Annotated in this window: 19 protein-coding genes and 1 tRNA gene; 9 read left to right on the top strand and 11 right to left on the bottom strand. The window is 66.3% G+C overall.

Features of this window, described 5'->3' with window-relative positions:
- Positions 1-8 precede the first annotated feature (8 nt).
- Complete coding sequence (locus tag GSH16_RS06985) at positions 9-1658, top strand: sulfatase-like hydrolase/transferase (RefSeq protein WP_160853444.1); 1650 nt, start codon at positions 9-11, stop codon at positions 1656-1658.
- Positions 1659-1661: 3 nt separating this feature from the next.
- On the opposite strand, the gene GSH16_RS06980 is transcribed toward GSH16_RS06985, so the two are convergent.
- Together GSH16_RS06980 and GSH16_RS06975 are read right to left on the bottom strand one after the other, a co-directional pair.
- The gene (locus GSH16_RS06980) at positions 1662-2522 is read right to left on the bottom strand and encodes a BKACE family enzyme (protein ID WP_160853442.1); all 861 of its coding nucleotides are present in this window, start codon (positions 2520-2522) and stop codon (positions 1662-1664) included.
- Between the two features lie 60 nt (positions 2523-2582).
- Complete coding sequence (locus GSH16_RS06975; RefSeq protein WP_160853440.1) at positions 2583-2858, bottom strand: hypothetical protein; 276 nt, start codon at positions 2856-2858, stop codon at positions 2583-2585.
- A gap of 90 nt (positions 2859-2948) precedes the next feature.
- Here GSH16_RS06975 and GSH16_RS06970 point away from each other — a divergent pair, with 90 nt between their 5' ends.
- Both GSH16_RS06970 and rimK read left to right on the top strand, forming a co-directional pair.
- The gene (locus GSH16_RS06970; protein ID WP_205524038.1) at positions 2949-3455 is read left to right on the top strand and encodes an ATP-dependent zinc protease family protein; all 507 of its coding nucleotides are present in this window, start codon (positions 2949-2951) and stop codon (positions 3453-3455) included.
- A gap of 46 nt (positions 3456-3501) precedes the next feature.
- Positions 3502-4407: a 30S ribosomal protein S6--L-glutamate ligase gene (gene rimK / locus GSH16_RS06965; RefSeq protein ID WP_160853438.1), complete on the top strand. Its 906-nt coding sequence runs from the start codon at positions 3502-3504 to the stop codon at positions 4405-4407.
- Positions 4408-4411: 4 nt separating this feature from the next.
- Here the strand turns inward: rimK and GSH16_RS06960 are convergent, their stop codons facing one another.
- The 5 genes from GSH16_RS06960 to GSH16_RS06940 form a co-directional block, all read right to left on the bottom strand.
- Entirely contained in the window at positions 4412-5905 is a 1494-nt protein-coding gene (locus tag GSH16_RS06960) for an ankyrin repeat domain-containing protein (RefSeq protein WP_160853436.1), read from the bottom strand.
- The gene (locus GSH16_RS06955; protein ID WP_160853434.1) at positions 5902-6957 is read right to left on the bottom strand and encodes a WD40/YVTN/BNR-like repeat-containing protein; all 1056 of its coding nucleotides are present in this window, start codon (positions 6955-6957) and stop codon (positions 5902-5904) included. Before GSH16_RS06955 ends, GSH16_RS06960 begins: the two co-directional genes overlap by 4 nt.
- Positions 6958-7065: 108 nt before the next feature.
- Positions 7066-8883: an amidohydrolase gene (locus tag GSH16_RS06950; RefSeq protein WP_160853432.1), complete on the bottom strand. Its 1818-nt coding sequence runs from the start codon at positions 8881-8883 to the stop codon at positions 7066-7068.
- Positions 8884-9032: 149 nt separating this feature from the next.
- Positions 9033-9109, bottom strand: a tRNA-Met gene (locus GSH16_RS06945).
- A gap of 116 nt (positions 9110-9225) precedes the next feature.
- Entirely contained in the window at positions 9226-9828 is a 603-nt protein-coding gene (locus GSH16_RS06940; protein WP_328803197.1) for a TetR/AcrR family transcriptional regulator, read from the bottom strand.
- A gap of 207 nt (positions 9829-10035) precedes the next feature.
- Here GSH16_RS06940 and GSH16_RS06935 point away from each other — a divergent pair, with 207 nt between their 5' ends.
- Positions 10036-10770 carry an NAD(P)-dependent oxidoreductase gene (locus GSH16_RS06935; protein ID WP_160853428.1) on the top strand — a complete coding sequence of 245 codons (735 nt, stop codon included), beginning with the start codon at positions 10036-10038 and terminating at the stop codon, positions 10768-10770.
- Here GSH16_RS06935 and GSH16_RS06930 read toward each other — a convergent pair.
- The 3 genes from GSH16_RS06930 to GSH16_RS06920 all read right to left on the bottom strand — a co-directional run bounded on the left by GSH16_RS06930 (position 10744) and on the right by GSH16_RS06920 (position 14300).
- Positions 10744-12465, bottom strand: coding sequence for a mechanosensitive ion channel family protein (locus GSH16_RS06930; RefSeq protein WP_160853426.1), 1722 nt, complete (start codon positions 12463-12465; stop codon positions 10744-10746). The two genes, GSH16_RS06935 and GSH16_RS06930, sit on opposite strands and share 27 nt — an antisense overlap.
- Before the next feature lie 172 nt (positions 12466-12637).
- Complete coding sequence (locus GSH16_RS06925) at positions 12638-13633, bottom strand: L,D-transpeptidase (protein ID WP_235913065.1); 996 nt, start codon at positions 13631-13633, stop codon at positions 12638-12640.
- Between the two features lie 46 nt (positions 13634-13679).
- Complete coding sequence (locus tag GSH16_RS06920) at positions 13680-14300, bottom strand: SH3 domain-containing protein (protein WP_160853424.1); 621 nt, start codon at positions 14298-14300, stop codon at positions 13680-13682.
- A 304-nt stretch (positions 14301-14604) separates the two neighbouring features.
- On the opposite strand from GSH16_RS06920, the gene GSH16_RS06915 reads away from it, so the two are divergent.
- The 3 genes from GSH16_RS06915 (at position 14605) to aroQ (ending at position 17327) form a co-directional block, all read left to right on the top strand.
- Positions 14605-15942 (top strand): hypothetical protein, encoded by a 1338-nt coding sequence (locus tag GSH16_RS06915; protein WP_160853422.1) that lies wholly within the window; start codon positions 14605-14607, stop codon positions 15940-15942.
- On the top strand, positions 15939-16751 hold the full coding sequence (locus GSH16_RS06910) for a COG3904 family protein (protein WP_160853420.1): 813 nt from the start codon (positions 15939-15941) through the stop codon (positions 16749-16751). The genes GSH16_RS06915 and GSH16_RS06910 overlap by 4 nt, the downstream gene beginning before the upstream one ends.
- 129 nt (positions 16752-16880) lie before the next feature.
- Positions 16881-17327: a type II 3-dehydroquinate dehydratase gene (gene aroQ, locus GSH16_RS06905; RefSeq protein WP_160853418.1), complete on the top strand. Its 447-nt coding sequence runs from the start codon at positions 16881-16883 to the stop codon at positions 17325-17327.
- 13 nt (positions 17328-17340) lie between these two features.
- On the opposite strand, the gene GSH16_RS06900 is transcribed toward aroQ, so the two are convergent.
- A complete protein-coding gene (locus tag GSH16_RS06900) occupies positions 17341-18171 on the bottom strand; it encodes an NAD-dependent epimerase/dehydratase family protein (protein WP_160853416.1) in 831 nt (276 codons plus the stop codon).
- A gap of 182 nt (positions 18172-18353) precedes the next feature.
- Here GSH16_RS06900 and GSH16_RS06895 point away from each other — a divergent pair, with 182 nt between their 5' ends.
- Together GSH16_RS06895 and GSH16_RS06890 are read left to right on the top strand one after the other, a co-directional pair.
- A complete protein-coding gene (locus GSH16_RS06895; protein WP_160853414.1) occupies positions 18354-19070 on the top strand; it encodes a ribonuclease activity regulator RraA in 717 nt (238 codons plus the stop codon).
- On the top strand, positions 19067-19801 hold the full coding sequence (locus GSH16_RS06890) for a FadR/GntR family transcriptional regulator (protein ID WP_160853412.1): 735 nt from the start codon (positions 19067-19069) through the stop codon (positions 19799-19801). The genes GSH16_RS06895 and GSH16_RS06890 overlap by 4 nt, the downstream gene beginning before the upstream one ends.
- Positions 19802-19805 lie beyond the last annotated feature (4 nt).

Raw genomic sequence — 19805 nt, 5'->3', positions numbered from 1 at the left:
GTCGGGCTATGAACATCCTCTTCATCATGTATGACCAGTTGCGGCACGATTATCTGTCCTGCGCCGGGCACCCGCATCTGCAAACGCCCAATATGGATCGTCTGGCGGCGCGCGGCCTGCGCTTCACCAACGCCTATGTCCAGTCGCCGGTCTGTGGCGCGAGTCGGATGAGCTTCTATACCGGCCGTTACATGTCGAGCCACGGCGCGACGTGGAACAATGTGCCGCTGAAGGTCGGCGAGCAGACGCTCGGCGACCATCTGCGGCGCTGCGGGATGCGCAGCTGGCTCATCGGCAAGACGCATATGAAAGCCGATGCGGACGGGATGGACCGTCTCGGGATCGCGCATGACGGGGTGATCGGCACGCGGCTGGGCGAAGCCGGCTTCGACACCTGGGTCCGCGACGACGGGCTCTGGGCCGAAGGGCCCGCAGGCCCCTATGACGGGCGTCGGTCGCCCTACAATGCCTATCTCGCTGCCCGCGGCTATGGCGGGACCAATCCTTGGCACGACCATGCCAACAGTAGCGTCGACGCGGATGGCAATACCGCGTCCGGCTTCCTGATGCGCCACGCCGGAAAGCCCGCCCATGTGCACGAGCCGGACAGCGAAACCGCATGGCTGACCGACCGCGCGATCGACTTTCTCGACAGTGACGCGGCCAATAGCCGGTGGCTCGCGCATCTGAGCTACATCAAGCCGCACTGGCCCTATATCGTGCCCGCGCCCTATCACGCGCTCTACAATGCCGATCATGTGCCGCCCGTCATGCGCGATACAGCCGAGCGTCAGGATCCGCACCCTGTCTTCGGCGCTTTCATGGACGGGGACATATCCCGAAGCTTTCACGACCCGAAGGTCCGCGACACGATCATCCCGGCCTATATGGGGCTGATAAAACAGTGCGACGACCATCTGGGACGCCTGCTCGACCATCTCGAAGCGACGGGGCGCGACAGGGACACGATGATCGTGCTCACCTCCGATCATGGCGACTATCTGGGTGACCACTGGATGGGCGAAAAGGACCTGTTCCATGCGCCCTCGGTCAAGGTGCCGCTCATCATCGTGGATCCGCGCCCTAATGCGGACGCGACCCGCGGCCGGACCTGTGACGCGCTGGTGGAGGCGATCGACCTGGCCCCGACCTTCGTCGAGGTCGCGGGCGGCACACCACCCGATCATATCCTTGAAGGCCGGTCGCTCCGGCCGTGGCTCTACGGTGAAACGCCCGACAAGTGGCGAACGGCGGCGATCAGCGAATATGATTACGGCGCGACGGAGGTGGCCGACCAACTCGGGCAGGCCCCGCGCGACTGCCGGCTCTTCATGGTCGCAACAAAAGAATGGAAGCTGATGGCGGCTGCAGGGTTCGAGCGGGTTATGCTCTTCGACCTCGTCACCGATCCCGACGAATTGCACGACCTCGGGACCGATCCGGCCCATGCGGACAAGGTGCAGGAGATGATGGACCTTTTGAACCGCTGGTCGCGGCGCATGTCCCAGCGCACCACAATTTCCGAGGACGCGATGCGCGCGCGGCGCGGCGGCGCGGACCGGGTCGGCATCCTGATCGGGGTCTGGGACGAGGCGGGCGTGCCGCAGGACACGCTCGACATCTATAGCGGACCAGCCCGCCCCCTTCCCGACGCCTGACGCTCAGACCGGGCGCAGGCCGAGGATGGCCCGTGCCTCTGCCGGTGTGGCCACGGGGCGTTCATATTTCTCGCACAGTTCCGCTGCGCGCGCGATCAGCGCCGCATTGGACGGGGCCAGCCGGTCCCGGTCGAGCCGGATATTGTCCTCCAGCCCCGCGCGAGTATGGCCGCCGGCCGCGATCGCCCATTCATTGACCGTCAATTGCCCCGCACCGACGCCGGCGGCGCACCAGTTGCCCTCGGGCGCACGCGCCTCGAACAGGCGCACATAAGTGTCGAACACATCCCGATCCACGGGCATTGCGTTTTTCACGCCCATGACGAACTGGACGTAGAGCTTGCCGAACAGGTCCCCGGCCTTGTGGCGCGCGATGGCCTGCAGGATATGGCTCAGGTCAAACGCCTCCACCTCCGGCACGATCTCATAGGCGCGCATCTCGGCGGCAAGCCAGTCGATCAGTTCGGGCGGGTTCTCATAGACACGTGTGGGGAAATTGTTCGATCCGACAGCAAGCGAGGCCATGTCCGGCCGCAGGGGCAACATGCCGCCCCGCGCCTGCCCCGCGCCGCTGCGCCCGCCGGTGGAGAACTGGACAATCACGCCCGGGCAATGGCGGCGCAACCCGTCCTGCAAGAGCGCGAACCGGTCGGGGTCGCTGCAGGGCCGGCCCGCATCGTCGCGGACATGGGCGTGAATGATGCTCGCGCCGGCTTCCACGGCGGCGTGGCTGCTCTCGATCTGCTCCGCAACCGTAACCGGCAGGGCCGGGTTGTTGTCTTTGGTCGGGACCGAGCCGGTAATCGCGCAGCACAGGATACAGGGCTTGCCCGCCACCTCCGGCTTCTTGTCGCGCTGGTCCATTCCACCCTCCCGGTCCTGTTCCGGCCAGCCTATGCCAACGGCGGTCCGAATCCAGCCCCCTCAGAGATGCGCGTCGAGGCTCTCCTGATTGACGCGCCGGTAATTGACGAAACTGTTGGCGCTCAGCACGACGATGAAACTGTCCATGTCGACGAGCACGAAGCCGCGCTCGAAAAGCGCGCGCCCAAGCGCCGCCATGTCCGCCTCATAGAGGCGCCGGCGGCCCAGCATGTCGCGCAGGATCTTCTGCGGCATCCGGTAGCGGCCCGACGGCTTGCCGCCGAACCCGCGCGCGTAGAGCGCCGCCAACTGATCTGCCACCCGCTCGATATCCATCATTTTTCACCTATAAGACAATATTTTTTATTTCATAGACAATATTTTTTCATCGTGCTAGGGCCGCGTCACGTTTTATCGGAGATCGCGATGATCATTGACCCCACCACCGTTCCGGACCCGGCAACCCTGTCGAAAAGCCACCGCCGCGTGGCCCGGAAAGCCGCGCCCGCAGCCCCGACCGTGATCGGCTGGCGCGAATATGTCGACCTGTCGGAGCTCGGCCTCGACCATCTGCTCGCCAAGATCGACAGCGGCGCGCGGACCTCCGCGCTCCATGCGAGCCGTATCCGCCTCTTCGAGGAGGATGGCCGCGAAATGGTGGAATTCGTGCCGCCGCGTCGTGCTGGCGAAATGCGCCGGACCGTGACCGCGCCTGTGGCCGACCGCCGCGACATCAAGAATACCGGCGGCGTGCCGGAGACCCGCATCGTCATCCGCACCCGGCTGACGATGGGCGGACGCAGCTGGCAGATTGACCTGTCGCTCGCCGACAGGCAGAAGATGTCGAACCCGCTTATCCTTGGCCGCACCGCGATCCGGCGGCACAAGCTGCTCATCGATTGCGGCCGCTCCTTCCTGCTCGACCGCGGCTGACCCGCCGACCGCCCTGCCATTGACCCGACCCTGAAAGGCCGACCCGATGAAAATTGTCATGATGGCCCGCAATGCCGAACTCTATTCGCACCGCCGACTGAAAGAGGCGGCGGAGGAACGCGGCCACCAGCTCGACATCGTCAACACGCTGCGCTGCTACATGAACATCGCGTCGCGGCGGCCGGAGATCTATTACAACGGCGAGAAGCTGCCGAAATATGATGCGGTTATCCCGCGCATCGGCGCATCCGTGACCTTCTACGGCCTCGCGGTGCTCCGCCAGTTCGAGATGATGGGCGTCTACCCGCTCAATGAGAGCGTGGCGATCGGCCGGTCGCGCGACAAGCTGCGCTCGATGCAGCTGCTGGCCCGCGACGGGATCGGTCTGCCGGTGACGACTTTTGCCCATGATCCGAAACTGACCGAGGATGTGCTGAAACTCGCGGGCAAGGCCCCACATGTCATCAAGCTGCTGGAGGGCACGCAGGGCATCGGCGTGGTTCTGGCCGACACGGACCGGTCCGCCAAATCGGTGGTCGAAGCGTTTCGCGGCGCGGGCGTCAACATCATGGTGCAGGAATTCATCAAGGAAGCGGGCGGCACCGACATCCGAGCGCTGGTCGTTGGCGGGCGCGTCGTGGCCGCGATGAAACGCACCGGTGCGGAGGGCGAGTTTCGCTCGAACCTGCACCGCGGCGGCTCCGCCCAGATGGTCAAGATCAGCCCCGAGGAACGTGTGACGGCCGTGCGCGCGGCCAAGACGATGGGCCTCAATGTCTGCGGCGTGGACCTTCTGCGGTCCAATCACGGACCGGTTGTGATGGAGGTCAACTCCTCCCCCGGCCTCGAAGGGGTGGAGAAGGCCACCGGCATCGATATCGCCGGCAAGATCATCGACCATCTGGTCAAGACGGCCAAGCCCGGCGGCACCAAGACCAAGGGCAAGGGCTGATCCGTCAGCCGCTGCTGCCGGGTTCCGGACGCTCCGCTTTCGGGCGGAGCTGGTCCGGGTTCCGGTCGAGCGCCGTCCGTATGACCCGGCGCAGATGCTCCGGGATCGGCGCGGCCAATTCATCCTCGTAGACCGGCGCACCTGCGCCCAGCGCCACCGACAGGCAGGCCGCGTGGTCGCGCCCTTCCGCGTCGGGGCAGTTTTCCGCGCCGTGCAGGATCGTGTCGACAAGCCCGCCGCCGAAGAGGTTGACCCGCATCAGGCCCGGCCCGCGGTCGAGCAGGTCCGCGACATGGCCGGCAAGTCCGTTCCAGCCCGCAATCTGCACAGGTGACAGGCCCATATCGTCGGTCTCGTCATGGGCGAGCCCGGCATCGAGATAGCGGCCCATCAGGTCGCGTGCGTCCGGCAGGGCGGCCAGACGGGTGACGAGCCCCTCCGCCGGGCCTCCGCGCGACAGATCGGTCAGGTCCGCGCGGGCGGCGCCATTCCCCTCTGCCACGGCGACAAGACGGGCAGCGGCGCTGCCCGCTTCGGGCGGCGGGGCAAGGCCCGCCAAGGCGCGTGCGAAACGGCGGTTGCCGTGGATGCGGGCCATGGTCGCGGCGCTCTGCCCGTCATGAAGCCTTGTGGGGTCCGCACCGTTTGACACGAGAAGCGTCGCGAACTCGGCCCCCCGCCCGCGCCGCGCAGCCTGATGGAGGGCGGGAAAATCCGGTATGTCGCCGCCGCGCCCGGCATCGGGGTCGGCCCCATGTTCAAGCAAGAGCTCAACCGCCTCGATCCGGTCGAAATCGAGCGCCCGCAACAGCGCGTTCGTCCCTTCGGGCCGCGCCTTGTGGCGGAGCAACAGTCGCAACCCGTCCAGATGCGGCAATTCGGTCGAATGATAGAGAGACTCGCCATCATCGGGCGTCGCGCCTTGGTCCAGAAGCCAGCGTGCCAGCGGCAGATTGTCGGCATGGCAGAGTGCGCCGTAGAGCGCCGGCAGCCGCTCGTCCGATCCGGGCTGGAACGGGTAGCTGTCATTCACATCGGCCCCCGCCGCGACCAGACGCTCCGCAATGGCCAGCATGTCGGGCAAAACATCGGGCCGCGCCTGCGCATGGCGCGAGAAAGCCAGATGCAGGATCGGGCTGCGGATGCCGACGATGCGGGTCGCCGCTTTCGGATCGTCCTTCAGCACCCGCTCCACATCCGCCCGCAGGCCCAGCGCGACCGTCAGCCCGAAATCCGCGCGGCCCAAAGCGGGATCGCGCGCCAGAAGCGCGTCCACCATCTCCGGCCGACCAAGGAACAGCGCGTATTTCAGCGCCTCCGGCAGGCTTGCGGGCTCCATATCCGAAACACGCGCATCAGCTGCAAGCTGCGCCCAGCTGGCAGCGCCCTCGGCGCGCGCGACCTCCTCCAATGCGGCCGCGTAGGCTTCTGCATCCGCACCATCTGCCCGTTCCGCCGCTGCGTCCCGCAACCGGTCGAGCCGCTCTGCCGCGCTCATGCGCCCGGCGCTGCTTCGACGGACAGGATGGTGGGCATGTGGCGGGCCACCTCGGCGATACTGGCGCCACGGTCGCGGGTCAGGAAAACCGAGCCGGTGTTGGTGCCGAAAGCGACGCCCCCCGGCACCGATGTCATGGCCTGCCGCAGCACGGTGAAGAAGCAGTTTTCCGCCGGCAGCCCGTCGCGGCAGTCGGACCAGCTTTCGCCGCCATCATCGGACCGCCAGAGTGCGGCGCGCGCATCCGGCGGATAGCGGCCAATACTGTCTCCGTTCAGCGGAAACACATAGACCCGGTCGGCATCGTCCGGGTCGACGGCGATGGGAAAACCGAAGGTCGAGGGCAGGCCCGTCTCGATGCTCTGCCAATTTCGTCCGCCATCGCTACTGCGGTAGGTGCCGAAATGGTTCTGCTGGTAGAGCCGGTCGCCCGCGCCCGTCGCTCGGACCAGATTGTGCACGCATTGCCCGACTTCCGGATACTGGTGCCCCTCGGGCGCATAGTCGATCCGGGTGCCTGTGTTGCGTGGCGCCCATGTTGCGCCGCCATCGTCGGTCGCGAAGACCCCGGCGGTCGAGATGCCGACCCAGATCTTGTCGGGATTGTCCGGGTCGCTGATGATCGTGTGGAGCACCAGCCCCGCGCCACCCGGCGCCCAGTCCGGCCGCGAGGGATGGTCGGTCAGGCCACGCACCCGCGCCCATGTCCGGCCGTCATCACGGCTCTCGAAAAGCGCGGCGGGTTTGGTGCCGGCAAGCAGCCGGTCCCCCACCCGCGCCACGGACCAAACGGAGACGAGCGGGCCCTCTGCCTCGTCCAGTTCGAACCCGTCGCGATGCAATTCCCAAGTCGCGCCGCCATCCGTCGAGTGCCAGACCCCGATGCCGAGCCAGTCATTGCCGCCCGCGGCCCAGAGACGCCGCCCGTCCGCATCCGCGATCACCTGATTGACGGGCGCACCGTCGCAGAGCGGGCCGGAGACGCGCCAGTCCGCGCCGGCCTCCGACAGGATGAATGCGCCCTTGGTCGTTCCCAGAAGTAACCGTGTCATCACGAAGCCCCCCGTTTCCATCGCCGCAGATCATAGCGCGGCGATGCTAGCACGGGTGTGACAAATCCCGCAGGCGCTTGTCGGGCGGGGCGAGCGGCCCCTCCTGCGTCAATCCTGCGGCAGATCGTCGGGCATCAGATACTCGCCCGCGCGGACTTCGACGATGGAATCGCGGTCGCGGATGAACGTGAACTCCCCGTCCATCATCGTCATCTCGACTCTGATCGCGTCGATCTCCAACGGCTCGACCTTGAACGGGCTGTCGGACAGGACAACCAGATCGGCGAGCTTGCCCACTTCAAGCGAGCCGACCTTGTCCTCCATCCGCAACTGCCAGGCCGCGTCGATCGTGACCGCCTTCAGCGCCTCTTCGACGGACACGGGCGTCCGCGATTTCGGGAAAGGTTTGGACGACCCCTGCTCGGTCGGCTCCATCAGCGTCACCGCGGCTTCCACCTGATGCAGCGGCGCCTGCATGTCAGGGCTGGTGGACGGCACATCGGCCGAGATCGAGACCCGGTTCCCGGCCAGAAGCACGTCGGTATATTTGCCCATTTCAAGCTCGGTCCGCTCCTCCCCCAGCATCCGGTAGGATTGCTCATCCTGTCCGGTCCAGTCGGTCGTGAAGGAAGGCGTCGCGTTGACCGGGATCTCGAACTCGACGATCCGGTCCATATCGTCGGGATGGGTCCAGAGCAGATGGTGCAGTACATTGCGCGCATCTCCGTAGCCGGCCTCGCGTGACGCAAGGATCGCATCCACAGCGGCGCGGGTCGATGCGTCACCATCGGTGTGGATCGCCACGTCGAGCCCCGCCGCATTGGCAAGCTTCACGATCTCGGCGGTCACTTCGGGCTGGACGTTGAAGGCCCCCTTGCTCAGCGGGTCGCTCTTGTAGGGTTCAAGGAAGGGCGCGACGCCTGCCGTCCAGTTGCCCTCGGGGTGGATCTTCACCGACTGGACGCGGATCTTGTCACCCTGATAGCGGTCGCGCATCTCCGCCGACCATTCGACGAAGGTCGCCGGGTCGGCGACAGCCGATTTGAACATCGGAAGGGCCACGACCCGCAACGGCAGGCCGCCCGCTGCTTCCCGCTCTTCGAGGATCTGCATGGCCATCATGAAATCGAGCTTGTGGGCCTCGTTCGTGGCTTTGACATTGGGCGTCACGATCCCGGGGTTGAGGAAGGCAGTGGTGCCGTTCTGTGCGGCAAGCGGGAACATGGCGTCCATGTTCGCATTGATCATCGGCTCCGCGTCCCAGGCGCCGATATCGACATAGGTCTTCATCCATTGAAGCTCGATCCCGACGCCGGTCGGATTGCCCGCCTCATCGCGCCGCCAGAAGGTCACGCCGGGCAGGACATCCGGGTCATCCTTCGTCACATTGCCGGCTTCCATCGCAGCGGTGTTGAGCCACGCATCATGGATCGTGAAGTCGAGCAGGATTGCGGGCCGGTCCGGCACCGCGCGGTCCAGATCGGCCGCGGTCGGATAGTCACCGCCGAATTTTTCCACATTCCAGCCGATGCCCTTGATGACCGGAATGTCCGGGTTCGCCGCTGCATAGTCAGCAATGAGTTTCAGCGCCTCTTCCAGTGAATTCGCTTCATAGAGCTGCACGCCCGCATTGACCCAGGTCGAGGCGATCAGATGGTCATGTCCGCTCACGAAACCCGGCATCAGGGTCCGCCCGTTCAGGTCGATCGTCTCCGTCCCGTCACCCACGATCGCGTCCGCGCCGGCCCGGTCGCCGACATAGATGATCTCGTTCCCGGCAATCGCCACGGCCTCGGCCGAAGGCGCGTCCGGGTCCATCGTGATGATCGTGCCATTTTGGAAGATCAGATCCGCCGTTTGCGCGAAGGCGGGCGCGACCAGCGCCGTTCCTGCGGCCAATGCGACAAGGCAAAGTGATGTTTTCATGGTGAAACTCCCGGTCGGGCGCCGGCCCTGGCGGCCGGTTTTCTGCGGGAATGATAGGTTCAATGGCCCGGATCCGGCAAGTAAGACGGGCCCACGGCGCACAACCGAACGGAGGCACGGCACGGGACAAGAAAACATGTGGAAGGATCTGGTAGCGGAGGAGGGACTTGAACCCCCGACACGCGGATTATGATTCCGCTGCTCTAACCAGCTGAGCTACTCCGCCAGACCGAGGCGGTGTTTAGGCGGATGGCGGAAGGGCGTCAAGGGGGAAAAGGAAGGCCGACGCGGCGTCGCGCCGCTTTTTGCGCGGGCGGTTTCAACACTGGTCCGCGCCCTGCTTCACCCCTGCCCTGCGCGCCGCTGCACAAGCCCATCGAGGATCATCTCGAAGCCGAATTCGAACCGGTGCATGCCCTTGTGCCTGTACGTCGCGACGGCCTCCGTCATGGCATAAAGATGCGGCAGCCGCTCCTTCGGGAGATGCGGCAGATATTCGGCTGCGACCTGCGCATATTCCTCGGGTTGAAACGGGAAGCTGAGCGCCAACTGGGTATAGCCATAGATGTAGCTGTCCATCGCGTTCCACGCATCGTCTGCATCCGCGGCATCAAAGCCCGCCGCAAAGAGGCAGCCGAGCGTGGCATCCACATAGCCCAGCATCTCCGGCCCGTCATTCACGCGCCCTGCGATGAGCGGCGGCGACCAGGGATGGCGCAGCATCTGGTCATGGGCCCGTATGCCACGACGGTGCATTTCGGCCTTCCAGTCGGCAGCCTCCGGATCGGGCCTGTAGAAGCCGGAAGCGACATGTTCGACCATCGCGCCGAGCAGGTCATCCTTGTTGCGCACATGATTGTAGAGCGACATGGCCTCCACCCCGAGGCTCTGTGCCAGACGCCGCATCGAGAGCTTTGCCAGCCCCTCCGCATCCGCGATCCGCACGGCTGATTCGGCGATGCTACGGCGGTCCAGCGCCGCCTTTCGGCGCGCGGAGCCTTCAGAAGCCTCTGATTTAATACCTTTTTTCGCCACCGCTCTGTCCACCTGCATGCCGCCTCTTGCTTTACTTACAATGTAAGTCTAAACCATCGACAGGAAAACTTACACTGTAAGCCTGCGGCGCGGCCGCGACAGATGAAGGGGCAAGACATGAAACGGATCTGCATCATCGGCATCTCGGGCAAGCTCGGACGCTACATGCTGGAACATGCGCTGGCGCGCGGCTACGAGGTCACGGGGGTCTGCCGGCCCGAAAGCGTCGGCAAGCTCGACAAGTGGCGCGACCGGATCACGCTTTATCCGGGCCGCACGGATGACCGCGCCGTGGTCGCGAAAGCGGTGAAAGGCTGCGACGGGGTGCTGACCGTGCTCGCCCCGTGGGGCATGTCGAACTATGCGTCCGGCACGGCACAGGCGGTGCTCGATCTGGCCGAGCCGCATGCGCGTGTCGTCTTTTCCTGCGGCTGGCACATCACGCGGGACGGGAAGGACCGCTATTCGTGGAAGCTGCGCACCATCGTGCATCTGGTCAATGTCATCGGCCGCGCGGTGCGCGTCGTCGATCTGAAGGATCAGGTGGAGGCCTGCCGGCGGATTTTCGACAGCGACCGCGACTATACGGTCGTACGTGGCTGCGATCTGGAGGAAGGCGAGAGCGAGGGGCTGCCGGTCTGGTCGGCCCATGTGGGCGATCCGGTGTTGGCGAGCAACCTCGTCCGGCGCACCGATTTCGCGCTCTTCATGGTCCATGCGCTGACCGATCCGGCCCTGTCCCGGCAGGCGCCGGCGATCGTCGGTTGCAATACCGAGAGCGCCCGCACCCATGCGCCGGATCACGTCCGCCATGCGGACGGCCTGTCACGCCTCGGCGCTGCGCCCGCCTGACCCTGTGCCATCGGGTTCAGGCATGCCGCTGTCGCGGCCCAGATGAACCGTGCGCGTCGGGAAGGCAAAGGCCGACCCGGCGCGCCCGACCCCGGCCAAGACCCGCAGGTTCAGATCGGCCCGCACCGCCTTGAAATCGAGCCAGTCGATCGCGTCGATATAGGCAAAAATCTCGACCACCAGCGCATGGTCGCCGAACGTCTCGAAGGCGGTATGGAGCCGGTCTTCCAGCACCCGCTCATGGCCGCGCAACATCGCGTCGAGCGCCGCTGTGAGCGATTCAATCTGGGCCGATGTCGTCTCAAACCGCAGGCCCAGCCGCGCATTGTAAAGCCGCCGGTGGATGCGCGTGTCGTTCATGATCTCCATCTGTGAGAAGTTGGCGTTCGGGATGGTCACGACACGGTCGTCGAGCCGCCGCACACGTGTCGACCGGAGTCCGATATCCTCCACCGTTCCGGTTTCGCCGCCAAAGCGGCAGAACTCGCCGATGGCGACTGGCCGGTCGGCAAAGAGAATGAACCCTCCGATCATGTTCTCGAGCGTCGGACGGGCGGCCAGCGCCATGGCCAGACCGCCCACACCCAGACCCGCGATGACCGGCGCGATGTTCAGGCCCAGATAGTCCGTCGCCTCGACAATGATGAAGATCGCCACGGTCAGCGACAGGACGCGCATGACGAGCCGCAGCAGATGCGGGCTGACACCGCGCCGCCGCACGAGCGGATTGGCCGCCAGTGCGATGGCCAGCCATTCGAGCGCGAAAACGGCGATGCCGACCAGCGCAAGGAACGCCACACCGAGAAAGAGGTGCGACAGGAGGCTGCGCGCCGTGAACCGCAAGCCGATCACGTCGGTCATGAACCGGTCGAGCCAGAGTGCTGCCAGCGCGACCGCGAGAGACAGGAGAAGCCCGACCACCACCCCGCGTCCGGCAAAGCGGGCAAGGATGCGCCAGACCAGCCAGAGCCCTGCGGCTACCGCCAGCAAGGCCGCGCCCAGTGCCAGCCATTTCCAGAGCGCATTCTGCGCCACCGGCCGGGTCAGCCCTTCGGGCAGGACGGGCATCCAGTCGAGCCCTGACGTCAGGTTCGGACGGGTCTGGTAGATCCGGTAGCTGCCGGGCTCCACGCCAGCGGGCACAGGCAGATGGGCAACCCGCTCATAAGCGCGGCGCATCTCTGCAAGCGGCAGCGGCCCGATCAGATATTCACCTGTCAGCGGCCCCTCCGGCTGGCGCTGGATGGCAAATTCGGTTTGCGGGATGCGCCAGCTTTCCGGCAGGTCTTCGGTCCCGTCTCCCCCCGGAATCCGGTCGCGCGGCGGCAGGCCCGCCCGCACAAGGATCTCGTAGAGCAGGAGCGCGGCTTCGGTCCGCGCGATGCGGGCATCCGACGCGGCAACGGCGCCGGGGTCGATCGTGGCATCCGCGCGGCTGAAATGGCCGATGACAGTGTCCGGAGGATCGCCGTTTCGCAGAGCCGCGTTGCCGGCTGCGGAATGGGACAAGAACGCGTCGAGAGTTGCAGCCGGGCTCGACCGGTCGGGCGGGGCCAGCGGGAAACTGTTTTCGTGCGTGATCGTTGGTTCGAGAGGATCGTCGGTGACCTGCGCGTCACCTGCGCCCGCCCCGATGCACAGAAGCAGCGCGAAGCGGGCAGAAAACAGCCGTGCCGCGCGCCACGCGGCAGACATGCAACCCATTACCGATATCGGCCCCTGCCCACCTGTCATCCCCCGGGGGCTGGTGCGTCTGCACCGCGGCGTGCCGCCAGATTTCGGCGGCCCCCCTTGCGTGGAGGCTCGATAATGCCGCGCGAAAAGGGGGCTTTGTGGCAAGCCCGGAGACAATGACGGCCTTGCGCCGTCAGCTCAGGATGACGAAATCCCGCCCTGACCGCTGGTCGGGATGGAGCGGCAGATCGGTCGTGACGAAGATCATGCCGGGGTGCAGATAGGGGCCGAGCCGGGATGCCAGATCAGCGTCCGGATGCAGGCGGGTGAGCGGTTGCGCGCCCGGTGCCGTGTCGCCATAGCCCATCTGCGACCAGCTGAGCCCGCCCTCCGCCTGCCCCTGCAGGACAAAGAGATGCTCGCCCAGCGGCTGGTCGCCGTCGATGGTCAGCGCGCCGCCATCGACCTCCCGGTCATTCTCCAGAACCAGCATCCGGCGGTCGAACCCCGAGGCCACGATCGAGGTGATCGGATAGGCATCGCTCAGCCCCCAATCCTCGGGCCGCTTCTTGGCGGCAAGCCCGTCGAGCGCTGCTTCGAAACCGGCTTCTGCGGCCATCGGCAGGATCAGCCCCGGGTGGACGATCTCGGCGGGCGCATGGGCGCTGTCGGCGATGATGACGGGCGTGCCCAGATGGGTCACGGTAAACAGCTTGGCGGAAAAATCGAGCGGCAGCCGCACGCAGCCATGGCTTGCCGGATAGCCCGGCAGATTGCCCGCATGGAGCGCGATCCCGTCCCAAGTCAGCCGGTTCATGTTCGGCATGGGCGCATTGTTGTAGGTGCTCGACCGGTGGTTCTTGTCCTTCTGGAGCACCACGAACACGCCGGTCGGCGTGCCGTGGCCGGGCCGCCCCGTCGAACAGGTGGACACCGCGATCCGCACGCCGTTGCGATAGACATGCACGCGCTGTTCGTCGAGCGAGACGATCACCGAGACCGGACCGGCGGGCTGGCGGTTCGGGTGCCAGGTGAACTCGCCGGGCGCGAGCGCGGACACGTCCTTGAAGACCTGCTGGCCGCGAACATGGCTTCCACCGAAGAGCGTCAGCCCCACGCCTGCCACGGCCACCCCGAGCATCGTCCTGCGGGTCATGCCCGCATGTCGCTTCGGTCCGTTCGCTGCCATCTGCCCTGCCCCCTTGCCTGTCACCTTGCCCTGTTCGGGCGCCGCCTCACTCACCGGCCACCAGCCGGTCGGGGATCGCGAACCGCGTCCCGTAATGCGCCACCTGCTGGCCGCCCTGCCCGGCGGACACGCTGAGCCCGCCTTCGCTCAGCGCTTGCGGTGTCACGCTGACCGCCCCGTCCCGGAAGAGGAACATGCGCGGCGCACCGGCCGCATCCTCGACCCGGAGCACCGCCGCGCCATCCGCATCGCGCGCAAGCCCGTAGGCACAGCGCAGCGCCGCGCCATCCTCTCCGGCGCAATTGAGCGCGCCGATCTCGTCATAGATGCCGGCCGCCGCCCGCTGCCACGCATGGGCCGGGCTCAAGAACTCGGCCGCGGCGAACCCCTGTCGGTCGGTGCCGTCCATGAGCGAGACGCCGCACCAGACCCGCCCCTCGGCGGCAGCACAGTCGCCGAGCCGCACGACGGTCCCGAGCGGCAGACGCGCCGCCACATCCGTCGAGGTCGAGGCCCCCGCGCGCATGTTCAACCGCTTTTCCACGCCGGTAATGGCGGCATAGGCCGCCCCATCCAGATCTGGGCGGTCCTGCGCCGAAGCCGCGCCGCCTACAGTGCCGGAGGCCAGAGCCACGGCAGCCCAAGCGACAGCGTGTGCCGCCCTCATCATTCCGGTGCTGATCTGCATCCGTCCGCTGGCCGCGTTTCCGGCCGCATGTCCGTTCCCTGCCTGCATCGCTCCACCCGCTCATCCGTCTTTTGTCCGCAGGGTGGCCGCGTGGGCGCGCGCTGGCAAGTCCTTTGCGCCCTACAGGCTCCGGTCGGCAGGCTTCCGCCCGACACAGGTGCGTGAACAGGTGCCCGCAGCCCAGGCGCAGGCAACAGGAATGGCCATTGACGCTTGAAAATGCTGTAATTCCCCCGCCCTGCACCTATGTGATGCGGATATCCCGCGCCAGAGAGGTTCCGACGTGACCGAGCAAGACAAGACATTGACGGCGGCCGAGGCCAAGGGCCTGCGGACCGCGCGTGAACTCGAAGGACACCTCGTCTGGCTCGACACGATCACGCCCGCCGCGCTCGGCGTTCTGGCCATCGCATCGGGCATCTATACCTATCTCGGCGTCTCCTCGCTTCTGGAGGATACGGGCGCCATGAGCTTTTTCGCTGCGCTCGCCTATTCGGTCGCCGTATCGGTCGGGATTTTCGTCTTCTGGAGCTATATGCTCCGGCTCCTGCCCGCGATGCGCTCGGCCGCGGGGTTCATCGGGCTGACCATCTCGACCATCGTCGGATCGGTTGCGATCATTGCCATGTCAAGCTGGCTGAACGCGGCCGCGCTCGCCGGATCTGCCGCCGTCGAGCAGCATCTGGCCAACACGGTGCGCGACTACCAGGCGGGGCTGGAACAGGCGCATGAAATCGCCCTGTCGGGTCAGGCGCTCGGACGCGAGGTGCAGCGCGCGGCCGAGGCTTTCGAGGCCCTGGCCGACCAGGAACGCTCCGGCGATCTGTCGGGCACGGCAGGTGAAGGCGCGGTCTTCCGGGTTCTGACCCAGAAGACGGAGGAATTGCGCAACCTGCAGGCCCAGATCGAGGCGCAGCAGCCGCTCATCGACGCCGCCTTCGAGGAGGGCAACGAGATCCTCGGGCGGATGCGGGCACTGACAGTGGCCCCGGGGTCGGTCGAGCAGCGGTCGGTCGCCTTTTCCGAAGAAAGCGTGCGGCTTGCCGGTGTGATCGCGAACCTCAACCAATATTCGGTGGCCCCGCTCGTGGCGCGCGCCGCCGAAGACCTGCCGGCATCGGTCGTGCTGCCGGAACTGGACGGGCGCAACGCCAGCGTCCGCGATGCGCAATCCTCGACCATCGCGAGCGTGCTCTCCGCACTCGACCAGCGCGGGCAGACGCTGAAACAGGCGGCGGACGATGTGCTGGCGATGGAACCCCCGCAGGAGACCGCCTACAACCCGATCTCCAGCGCCGATGCGGTGATCAAATATGCAGACAGTTTCGTGCCCTCCTGGGCCGGTGCGATCGCGATCGATCTGCTGCCCGCGGTGCTCGTCTTTGTGCTGGCCATCACACAGGCCGCGATCCGCTCGGGGCGTGACGGGCTCAGCATCGAGGAGACGCTGACCCTGTCGGACCTGCGGGCCGCGATCAACGCGATGAAGGATGTGGAAAGCTCGATGGGCGTGGCCGATGCGGAAATCCGCGCGCGCGGCGCGGCCTCTGCGCCACCGGCAACCCCGACGCCGCCCGCACCGCCGCGCCCGAAGCCCAAACGGTTCGACGCGGCCGAATGACGGACACAGCCGACAGTCAGGCCCCCGCACCTGCCGTCGCGGACGGGCGCGGCATCCGCCGGGGCCTGCGCTTTTTTCTGGTGCTACAGATCCTCGTGGCCGGCCTTCTGGTCGCCACGGATGCGATGACGCGCTGGGATTTCTCGTTTCGCCCGTCGCCCGACCTGCCGACCGGTCCGGTGACACCGGGGGACCAGACCCGTCGCTACGAACCCAGCCAGCCAAGCCCCGACTTCGCACGGCCGGGCACGGAGCCGATGTTTGACATGCCATCCGACATGCCCGACCGGCTGACATTCACCGACCTGCCGCCGGAGGGCGGCCTTGACCGGGGACTGGTGCACGGCCCGATCGAGCCGGGCGACGCGGAGCGGTTCGCGACATGGCTCGCCGCCCGCCCCGATGCGCCCGACCGGATCGCCTTCAACAGCCCCGGCGGCGCGCTTGACGAGGCGCTCGTGATCGGCCGCACTTTGCGCGAGGCCGGCATCGAGACCGACATGCTGCCGGGCATGATCTGCCTGTCGGCCTGTCCCTACATGTTCGCCGGGGGCACGGCGCGCCGGGTCTCGTCCGACGCGGCGGTCGGCATGCACCAAAGCTATTACGAGACGCCGGGCTACCTGCCCGCCTTTATCGCCGTCGAGGATATCCAGCATGCCCAGGGCCGGGTCATGGACTATCTGATCGAGATGGGCATCGATCCGGGCGTGATGATCCATTCGCTGCGCACTCCGCCCGACGAGATCTACGTGCTGCTCGAAGACGAGTTGACCGACAGCCGCCTTGCGACCGAGATCACCGACTAGCTGCCCCGCGCCCGGCTGCCGCCGCGCAACAGTGGCCGCTTTTCCGCAGCGTGGGGACGACAGGCCTTTGGTGGGGGCACGCATCCCGTGCTAGGGGCTGCCTGCCCCCTCGCGTGAAAGGAAGTGATGATGCGCCGGACGGTCCTGATCCTCAATGGCCCGAACCTCAACCTGCTCGGCACCCGCCAGCCGGAAATCTACGGCTCGGAAACGCTGAGCGACGTGGCGTCACGCTGCGCCGATCTCGCCGCGCAACTCGGGCTGGAGGCACGGTTCGAACAATCCAACCATGAGGGCGTGCTCGTCGACCTGATCCAGGACGCGCGCGACGGTGCGGATGCGATCATCATCAATCCCGCCGCCTATTCGCACACATCCGTTGCGATCCTCGATGCGCTCAACATGTTCGACGGCCCGGTGCTGGAGGTGCATATCTCCAACATCCACAAGCGCGAGACCTTCCGGCACCACAGTTTCGTCTCCGGCCGCGCCGATGGCGTGATTGCCGGCTTCGGCACCGAAGGCTACCTGCTCGCACTCCGCCGCGCGGCCAGCCTGCTCGGCGCGGCAGAGTAGCGCCGGCGGGCGCTCAATCCCACGCCGTGCGGTCAAGGTCGCCGGAAAACTCGTCCGCGGCGAAACCGCCCCCTTGCAGGGTTTCGGCCACGGTGTCGCGGGGACCTTTCGCGTCGATTTCGGCCTGCCCGGCTTCGGCTTCGGCCCGATGGTCCTCGGCGCGGTGTTTCGGGCGGTAGCCCAGCCGGAAGGCCGCGCCATTGTCCCAGAAACTGCGGATATTGTCGGATGCTCCGTACACCACCTCATTGTGCAGGTCGGGATGCTCGATCCCGATGATGCAAAGCTGCACGAAATCCTCGGGATGGAGCCAGATCGACAGGCGGCGGTTGTCGGCAGGCGCGAGCGCCACATTCCCGATCCGCACCGACAGGCACCGCATCCCGTATTTGTCGGCAAAAAGCGCGCACAGCGCCTCTCCATAGGCTTTGGAGACGCCGTAGCGCGAATCCGGGCGGACCCGTTCTTCGGTCCCGACCTTGCGGTTGCGGGCATACATGCCGACCGCATGGTTCGACGAGGCGAAGACGACCCGTTCCACCTTCTCGGCCCGTGCCGCTTCCATCAGGTTGGTCATCCCGGTCAGATTGCTCGCGTCGATCACGTCCCACGGCGCTTCATGCGGCTGCCCGCCCAGATGGATGATCGCGTCGACCCCCTTGCAGGCGGCGCGCACGGCTTCGAAGTCGGTCAGTTCCGCGCCGCGGAAATCTTCGCCGTCGGCCAGATCGGTGACCGGATCGCGGTCGCTCAGGACAAGACCGCCATATCGGGCCCGCAGGGCGGGACGGATCATGGACGCAACGCCGCCATTGGCACCGGTGATGAGGATGGTCTGGGTCATTGTCTGCCTTTCCTGATGGTCCGTTCGGTCGTCTGCACGGGTCAAAATGGCCAAATTGTAAAAAGTAGTAAAGAGATTTTTGCAAGGATTGACAAATACGATACAAGTTTACTAGGGTCTGGCGAAACCGCTGCCGGTGCATCCCGCACCCGCACGTCTATCCCTGACGGAGCCTGCCCTACATGCCAAGCCTTTCTGCGGACACCCGCGCCAAGTTCGAGACCGTCAGCACCGCCACGATCACGACGGTCCTTTTCAAGCGCGGGCTGCGCAATGTCTATCTGCACGGACCGCAGCGCCTGCGCCCCGGCCCCAACATGGTCGGTGAGGCCTATACGCTGCGCTATATTCCGGCGCGCGAGGATCTCGACGTGCTCGACGTGTTCAAGGACCGCGAGAACCCGCAGCGCAAGGCGGTGGAGGAATGTCCCGAAGGGGCGGTCTTCGTCGTCGACAGCCGGGGGGACGCAAGCGCGGCCTCCTGCGGTGGCATTCTGGCAACCCGCCTGCAGGCCCGCGGCTGCAAGGGGCTGGTGACCGATGGCGGGTTCCGCGACAGCCACGAGATAGCGGAGCTCGACATGCCGAGCTACCATCTGCGGCCGAGCCCGCCCACAAACCTGACACAGCATCATGCGGTCGCGATCAACGACGCGATCGCCTGCGGCGGCGTTGCGGTCTTTCCCGGAGACATCATGGTCGGCGATGCAGAGGGCGTGGTCTGCGTGCCGCGCCATCTGGCCGACGAGGTGGCGGCCGAGGCGTTCGAGATGACCGTGTTCGAGGATTTCGTGGTCGAGAAGGTCGCTGCCGGCGCTTCCACCTTCGGGCTCTACCCGCCGACCGATTCCGAAACGGAAGTCGAGTTCAGCGCCTGGCGGAAAAAGGCCGGCCGGTGAGCGCCACGTCGGGCAGCGCAGGAAATCTCGACCGGTCGGGCCGGGACTGGAGCCTGTCCGACCAGGTCTATGAACAGATCCTGCGCCTCATCGTCGACGGCCAGTTCCCCGAAGGCAGCAAGCTGCCACCGGAGACACGGCTGAGCGAGGATCTGGGCGTGTCCCGCCCGGTGCTGCGGCAGGCGCTGAAACAGTTGCGCGACGACGGGGTCATCACCTCGCGGCAGGGCTCGGGCTCCTATGTCCAGCGGCGCCCCGACCGCGCGATGCTGAGCTTCGCGCCCGTGGGCTCCATCGCGGATGTACAGCGCACCTTCGAATTTCGCGCGGTCATCGAAAGCGACGCGGCCGCGCTGGCAGCCGAGCGCTGGACCGACGAGGACATGGCCCGCATCGACGCCGCTATGGTGGCACTGGAGACCTGCATTCGCGAAGGCGCGCTCGGCGCGGATGCCGACGAGGAGTTGCACCTCGCCATTTGCGCGGCGACCGACAACCATTATTTTGTCTCGGCCCGTTCCTCGATGAAAAGCCAGATCATCACCGGCATGAACCTCGCGCGCAGCCTGTCGCTGACCAAACCCGTGGCCCGGCTGGAACTGGTGCAGGCGGAACATCGCGGCATCGTGGCGGCGATCCGCAAACGGGATGCAGAGGCCGCGCGGCACCTGATGAAAGCCCATGTCGACAATGCCCGCCAGCGCGTGTTCGAGGGCGAGGACAGTGCCTGAGCAA

Source organism: Oceanomicrobium pacificus, from assembly GCF_009833495.1.
In the GTDB taxonomy this organism is placed as follows: Bacteria; Pseudomonadota; Alphaproteobacteria; order Rhodobacterales; family Rhodobacteraceae; genus Oceanomicrobium; species Oceanomicrobium pacificus.
Note: the sequence above shows the minus strand (reverse complement) of the source record. Positions and strands in the feature narration are given on the sequence as shown.